Here is a 6,280-nt window from a genome sequence, read left to right as displayed (position 1 = left end):
ACGACTAGCGACCAATTGGGGGACTTCAACGTCATCGTCAACAACGCCGGCTTAGGGCCGACCACGCCCATCGACACCATCACACCGGAAGACTTCCAATGGGTCTACTCCGTCAACGTCGGCGGGGTCCTCTGGGGCACCCAAGCTGCCCACCAGGCCTTCAAGCAATTCGGCCATGGGGGAAAGATCATCAACGCGACCTCCCAAGCTGGGGTCGTGGGGAACCCGAACTTGTCCCTGTACAGTGGGACTAAGTTTGCCATTCGGGGGATTACCCAGACCACGGCGCAAGACCTGGCCGAAGAGGGCATCACGGTCAACGCCTTTGCTCCCGGCATCGTCAAGACCCCAATGATGTACGACATCGCCCACGAAGTTGGCAAGAATGCCGGCAAGAGCGATGAATGGGGCATGTCCACCTTCTCCGACGGTATTGCCATGAAACGGTTATCCGAACCTGAAGACGTGGCCAATTCCGTGGCCTTCTTAGCGGGCGAAGATTCTAACTACGTCACCGGTCAAACGCTGATCGTCGATGGCGGGATGCAGTTCCAATAAACCTAACGTTAATTTTTTAAGGTCCTCCACATTGCCAGCTTTGGCAGGTGGGGGACTTTTTGGTGTGCTACGGCTGGGGAATCCTATGCTAAACTGAAAGAAACGGTAAAGGAAGCGGTTTAGAAATGCAAGCACTCGTAGTCCCCCAAGCTGGTGACCAGCAATTAACGCAATTGAAATGGATCGAACGGCCCGTTCCCACGCCCCAAGCTGGCGAAATCCTGATTCAGACCCGTGCGGTCGGCTTGAACCCGGTCGATTACAAGGTGATCGAATCTGGCGTTGACGCGTGGCAGTATCCGCACACGGTGGGCCTGGACGTGGCCGGCGTCGTGCGCGCCGTGGGGCCTAACGTCCAGGGATTTGCGGTCGGCCAACGGGTCTGCGGTCACGGTAACTTAGCCGTTGATGGCAGTTTTGCGGAGGCCGTGGTGGCCACGGCCAGTGCGGTCACGGTAATTCCCGATACCGTAAGTTTCACGCAAGCCGCGGGGAGTTTGTGCGCCGGGTTGACGGCCTACCAGGCAATCTTTCGCAAGGCCAACTTGAATAACGTCCACACCGTGTTGATTCACGCGGGCGCGGGCGGCGTCGGCAGTATGGCCATCCAACTGGCTAAGGTGGCCGGTAAACGGGTATTCACCACGGTTTCCGCCGCCAAACAGGACTTTGTGCGGCAATTATACCCGGACACCCTCATCGACTACCGTACGGAAAACGTCACCCAACGTATTCACGACTTGACGCAGGGTCAGGGCGTGGATTTGGTCGTGAATACGATTGGCCATCCGGACGCCGACTTGCCCCGGTTAGCCTACAACGGCCAACTGGTCTGCGTGCTGGACACACCGACTCAGGTGCCGGCTAGCCAAGCCCTGACCGTCAGCAATCTGGACCTGGGCGGGGCACACCGTAGCGGGAACGCCGCGCAAGTGGCCGACCTGGGGCAAATGGCGCACGACTTGTTGGCCCTGGAAGCTGGCGGACAGGTGTCACCGCTGATTACCCAGGTTTTGGACCGCCGTGACATCGTGGCCGGGCTCCAGGATTTAGCAGCCGACCAAGTCGTGGGGAAAGTGGTCGCTCGTTTTGACGCTTAATTAACTATCCAAATAGCGCGAGTTTTAGCCGTTGGTCGGCAATCACCGACCAACGGCTAAATTTTTTTGAATTTAATTTACCATAATGACAAATTATGACAGGCGAAGTTTGTATACTAATCGGGTTGTATTAATTAACGTTAACCGGATTGATTAATCCTTCGGTAACGTGGCAAGTGATTATTGATAGGAGGAAAATGTCATGAAATTAGGCAACATTGCGGGGGCTGTGCTAGCTATGACCACGTTAGGTGTGTCGTTGGCCGTCGCGACGCCGGATACTTCGGCTCAGGCCAAGGCAAAGGTCAACAGTATCAAGACGTTCCCGAAGGCAATGCGGGGGAATTGGTACCGGTACGGGGAACATAATGGGTTCTACTATAAGCGAATCAAGATTTCAGCGAAGAAGTTCGTTGCTCATAACGCCCTGGACCCAACCGGGACGTCTGATAAGCTCCAGACGTTCACACAATCCTTGCACGTTTTGAAGGCCAAGAAGTCACCGAAATATTCTAAGAAAGCGCAAAGTTGGTGCTACGCGTACACCAAGAAGAAAGTCACGACGATCCATCAGTGGGTCAACGTGGACCAATTTCAAGATCCAATCCGCTACAAGGTGACTCATAAGACCTATAACGGCAAGAAAGTGAAGGTCTTGACCGTGGTCAGCACGAGTTATAACAACCACACGGACCACTATTATCAAACAAAAGCGCAAGCCAAACACTTTAACCCAGCCGGTGCCTTACATAACTAAAGGTCACGACCAGTAAAAATTAGTTTAGGAGGAAATCGATGATGAAATTAGTCAAAATTCTAGGGACCTTACTGGCCGCCGTGACGTTAGGCGGCGCCATGGTCGTGATGGGGCCAACGGAACCCGCACAAGCCAAAGCCGCGAAGAGCCTGGCGACGGTCCCGCAAAAGTTTCAGTGCACCTGGTATTACTATGTGAAGTACGGGAAGAAAGGCCACTATAACCGGTTCACGATTTCGGCCAATAAAACGGCTTACCGCAATTACACCAAGAAGAATAAGGTGACGACGGGGTCGAGTGTCCTCAAATCGCGCAGTCTCAAGAAAGCCTACAAAGGGAATGATGGCAGTACCTGCATGTTCATGAGCAAGGGCTACTTGGTCGATATCGGCTGGACCTATTATTCACCGAAAGATTCGGCTTACGGAACGTTTGGCACGGAATCTTACAAGATCGTGCCCAAATACTACCACGGTCAAAAGGTGCAGTCGTTGTATTCTAAGAACGTGTGGTTAGCGGATACGGGTGGCTTCCACCTGTTGCACTACTACAAGACCAAGGCGTAAGCCAAGTACTTCAACCCCACGGGGGCGAACGAAGACTATCCGGACTAAGGAATTCAGTTCTAATTAGTCCTGGCAGTCAGTCAACGACGGTGGATACTTAAAGTCCACCAAATAAAAAGACTAGTCATCTGAAAATTGCAGATGACTAGTCTTTTTTGGTTAGAATAACGACACAATGAGTTCTAGGTTAAGCGCGGTGATAATGCCTGCCAAGGTGTAGCCGACCCACTGGGTGAGCCGGGAGTTGACGTGGGCGCCCATCAAGGCGTGATCGCTGGTCAAGCGGACTAACGGAAAGAGCGTCAAGGGCAACGCGATGCTGAGGGCGATTTGGGCGTAGACGATGAGTTCTTCAAACGCCGCGTCGCTGAAACCGACCAGAAAACCAATGATGAGAATCGGCACCAGGGTGACCGCCCGGGTCAACAGGCGCCGTTCCCAGAGCGGAAGCCGGATATGCAGGAAGCCTTCCATCACGATTTGCCCCGATAACGTGCTGGTGATCGACGAGATCAGCCCAGTGATCAGCAGGGCAAAGGCGAACAACCAGCCCATGATGGGACTGGCCAGCTTACCCACGGTCGCGGGATTTTGCAGTTCGTAGAAGACGGCCTGTAAGCTGGCGAGGTTCTGGGTGGTGTGCCAGAAAAGCGTGCCTCCGAGAATCAAAAGGAGGGCGTTAATGATGAGGGCTGCAATCAGGTGGACGTTGGAGTCCCAACGCGCAAACCGCAGGGCTTCGTTGACCTGTTTGGGGTCGTTGTGGTCGTAGCGGCGACTCTGTGCCAACGACGAATGCAGGTAAATGTTGTGGGGCATGATGGTCGCCCCCATAATACCTAGGCTCAAGACCAGTTCGGTATGGTTGGTCAATAGGTGTGACGTGGGGATGAGCCCGCGGGCAATGGCGCCCACGGCAGGGTGAGCGCGAAAGACTTCGAGGCCAAAGATGATGCCGACCGTTAAGATGGCCAACACGACGATGGCCTCGACGCGACGAATTCCGAAGCGCAAGAACAACAGGACTACCAAGACGTCGAAGATGGTCAGTAAGATGCCGTAAAGTAGTGGTAAGCCAAACAATAGCTTTAACGCAATGGCGGTCCCGATGACCCCAGTCATATCAGTGGCCATCATCGCCAGTTCGTTTAACAGCCACAGAGTGATCCGCCCACCCACGGGGATGCGACTGGCAACGGCTTGCGCCAAATCTTGTTGGGCGACGACGCCCAGCTTGATGGCCAGCGTTTGCATGAACATGGCGACCACGATGGACAACCACAGAACCGCCAGTAAGGTGTACCGAAACTGACTGCCCCCGGCCAAGGACGTCAGCCAGTTGCCGGGATCCATGTACCCCACGGCGACCAGGGCCCCGGGCCCACTATACGCTAAGAATTTCTGGAAGAAACTGGTCTCGTAGACGCTCGGGACCAGGACGCTTTGATTGATCTCATCGAGGCTAGGTCGTTGGTTGGGCGTTTGCGAGTTCTGTGTCATCGCCAAGACCTCCTTTATCCGCCTTGACGGCCAGGTCTGCTAAGAATTGACAGAAGGCCGGGGCGGCGTTCATTGGCGGGACCAGTTGAAAGACGTCGCCGCCACTGGCTTTGAAGGTCTGATAGTTTTGGACGTTATCTTCTTCGATGGTCTCCAAACAGTCCGACACGAACGACGGGGTGACCACTAAGACCCGCCGCTTACCCAGTTCGACCAGTTGCATTAGTTCGTTTTTAAAATAGGGCTTGAGCCACGGGGCCGGACCGAACTTCGATTGGTAGGCCATCGTGATCTGGTCGTGGGGAATCTCGGGCGTCCGGGACATCACGCCCGCGGTCGTGGCGTTGCACTGTTCCTGGTAGGGGTCGCCATGGTTGACCATCGCCTGGGGAATGCCGTGGTAGCTGAAAACCAAAGCGTCGTAATCGCCCGCCGCCCACGCCGCGCTGATTTTTTCAGCCAGGAGTTGCTGGTAGGTCGATTCCTGATAAAAGTGCTTGATAATGGTGATGGGCACCAGAGCGGCTTTAGCCCGGTCGATGATGGTCTGGTGCGTACTCTGGGTGAATTGTGGGAATAAGGGCAAAACCACGGTATGGTCACACCCGGCTTGGGTCATCTCCTGCAGTGTCTGGGTGATGCGCGGTTGGCCATAGGTCATAGCGTAGCGCACGTCCCAGTCCGGAAGCCGGTCCTGGACGCGTTTAGCCATCAATTGGGTGTAGGCCACTAGCGGCGAGCCACTGGTGGTCCAAGAATGCTGATAAAAGGTGGCCGACCGCCACGAACGTAGGGGCAAGATCACGCCGCGCAACAGGGGTTGCCAGAACCATCTGGGCATCTCAATCACGTTTTGATCGCTGAGAAACTCCCGTAAGTAGGTCTTGACTGCCGGTGTTTCGGGGGACGCCGGGGACCCCAAGTTGACCAAAAGTAAACCTGTCTTCATAAACGCATTTCCTTCCTCAAAGAACCCATTAGTTAGGGGTGTCCGGGGCGGTCAAAGCCACCCGCAAGAGTTTAACCTGATAACTCGCCGCGGGAGCGACCACCGTGACGATATCGCCAGCCTGATGGTCCATTACCGCACGGCCCAGGGGTGAGACTTGGGTGGCCTTGCCGGCGGCCAGATCCACTTCGGGCGCCCCCACGATTTGATAGGTGGCTGTGCTGTGATCATCAAGAAACTCGAGGGTCACCCACTTGCCGATTTCGACCGTATCTGTCGCACTGGGAGTGACGATACGGGCGTATTGCCGCTCTTTATTTAGAAAACGTAAGCGACTCTCCAGGTGGCGGAGGTCGCGCTTAGCGGCACTGTACTCCGCATTTTCGGAGAGGTCGCCGTGGGATCGCGCTTCCGCCAGGCTGGCGATTTTGTGGGGACGGTCCGCCTCCAAGGCGGCGATTTCCTGTTCGATTTGGCGGTACCCAGCCGCCGTGATGGGGTTAAAGTTCTGGTCGTTAGCCATGCCTAACACCTCATTTGTAGAATGAATTACCCACTGCTAATGCTGAAAACGGTTACTTTTTGGCGTAACACTTAGCAGTGATTAGGTTAAGTTTACCGCATAATTTGGGGATAAGAAATGGGAGATTGCGTGAACCGGTGGCCAGTTGCTCAACTGCAAACAACTTGATTGCTCTCAATTAAATTGCCTTAAGAATTTACACTTTAACGCGACGAATTGTCAAATCAAGTGTAACTTTTTACCGAAGAAAACTTCAGATGGTGTCTTCCAGCCTAAGACCTTACGGGGGCGATTATTTAAATTCCTGACAAACTTCGCGATATCTTG

The 6,280-nt window shown here is 54.4% G+C and carries 7 protein-coding genes and 1 pseudogene; 4 read left to right on the top strand and 4 right to left on the bottom strand.

Translation table 11 applies throughout. The annotated features are described in order from the left end of the window. The 4 genes from DXH47_RS11185 to DXH47_RS11170 form a co-directional block, all read left to right on the top strand. Positions 1-558: SDR family oxidoreductase (locus DXH47_RS11185; protein ID WP_129033392.1), on the top strand; the 558-nt coding region annotated here is incomplete at its 5' end. A 125-nt stretch (positions 559-683) separates the two neighbouring features. Then, positions 684-1,658, top strand: coding sequence for a zinc-binding dehydrogenase (locus DXH47_RS11180; RefSeq protein WP_129033391.1), 975 nt, complete (start codon positions 684-686; stop codon positions 1,656-1,658). A 202-nt stretch (positions 1,659-1,860) separates the two neighbouring features. Next, positions 1,861-2,415 (top strand): hypothetical protein, encoded by a 555-nt coding sequence (locus DXH47_RS11175; protein WP_129033390.1) that lies wholly within the window; start codon positions 1,861-1,863, stop codon positions 2,413-2,415. Positions 2,416-2,456: 41 nt separating this feature from the next. Continuing rightward, positions 2,457-2,981, top strand: coding sequence for a hypothetical protein (locus DXH47_RS11170; protein ID WP_129033389.1), 525 nt, complete (start codon positions 2,457-2,459; stop codon positions 2,979-2,981). Positions 2,982-3,140: 159 nt separating this feature from the next. Here DXH47_RS11170 and DXH47_RS11165 read toward each other — a convergent pair whose 3' ends face one another. From DXH47_RS11165 to DXH47_RS11740, 4 genes and pseudogenes are all read right to left on the bottom strand, one after another. Beyond that, positions 3,141-4,481 (bottom strand): Nramp family divalent metal transporter, encoded by a 1,341-nt coding sequence (locus DXH47_RS11165; RefSeq protein ID WP_129033388.1) that lies wholly within the window; start codon positions 4,479-4,481, stop codon positions 3,141-3,143. Beyond that, the gene (gene hemH, locus DXH47_RS11160) at positions 4,444-5,430 is read right to left on the bottom strand and encodes a ferrochelatase (RefSeq protein ID WP_129033387.1); all 987 of its coding nucleotides are present in this window, start codon (positions 5,428-5,430) and stop codon (positions 4,444-4,446) included. The genes DXH47_RS11165 and hemH overlap by 38 nt, the downstream gene beginning before the upstream one ends. A 28-nt stretch (positions 5,431-5,458) precedes the next feature. After that, positions 5,459-5,953: a transcription elongation factor GreA gene (gene greA, locus DXH47_RS11155; RefSeq protein WP_129033386.1), complete on the bottom strand. Its 495-nt coding sequence runs from the start codon at positions 5,951-5,953 to the stop codon at positions 5,459-5,461. Positions 5,954-6,172: 219 nt separating this feature from the next. After that, positions 6,173-6,280: pseudogene (locus DXH47_RS11740) on the bottom strand (IS30 family transposase); the annotation flags it as partial.

The sequence above is a fragment of the Levilactobacillus suantsaii genome, assembly GCF_004115745.1.
In the GTDB taxonomy this organism is placed as follows: domain Bacteria; phylum Bacillota; class Bacilli; order Lactobacillales; family Lactobacillaceae; genus Levilactobacillus; species Levilactobacillus suantsaii.
The sequence above is the reverse complement of the archived record's forward strand: the minus strand, read 5'-3'. Positions and strand labels throughout refer to the sequence as shown.

Excerpts from the sequence above, each read along its gene's own strand:
- DXH47_RS11175 (WP_129033390.1), top strand. The coding sequence starts at position 1,861 with ATGAAATTAGGCAACATTGCGGGGGCTGTGCTAGCTATGACCACGTTA.
- hemH (WP_129033387.1), bottom strand. The coding sequence starts at position 5,430 with ATGAAGACAGGTTTACTTTTGGTCAACTTGGGGTCCCCGGCGTCCCCC.
- DXH47_RS11180 (WP_129033391.1), top strand. The coding sequence starts at position 684 with ATGCAAGCACTCGTAGTCCCCCAAGCTGGTGACCAGCAATTAACGCAA.
- greA (WP_129033386.1), bottom strand. The coding sequence starts at position 5,953 with ATGGCTAACGACCAGAACTTTAACCCCATCACGGCGGCTGGGTACCGC.
- DXH47_RS11170 (WP_129033389.1), top strand. The coding sequence starts at position 2,457 with ATGAAATTAGTCAAAATTCTAGGGACCTTACTGGCCGCCGTGACGTTA.
- DXH47_RS11165 (WP_129033388.1), bottom strand. The coding sequence starts at position 4,481 with ATGACACAGAACTCGCAAACGCCCAACCAACGACCTAGCCTCGATGAG.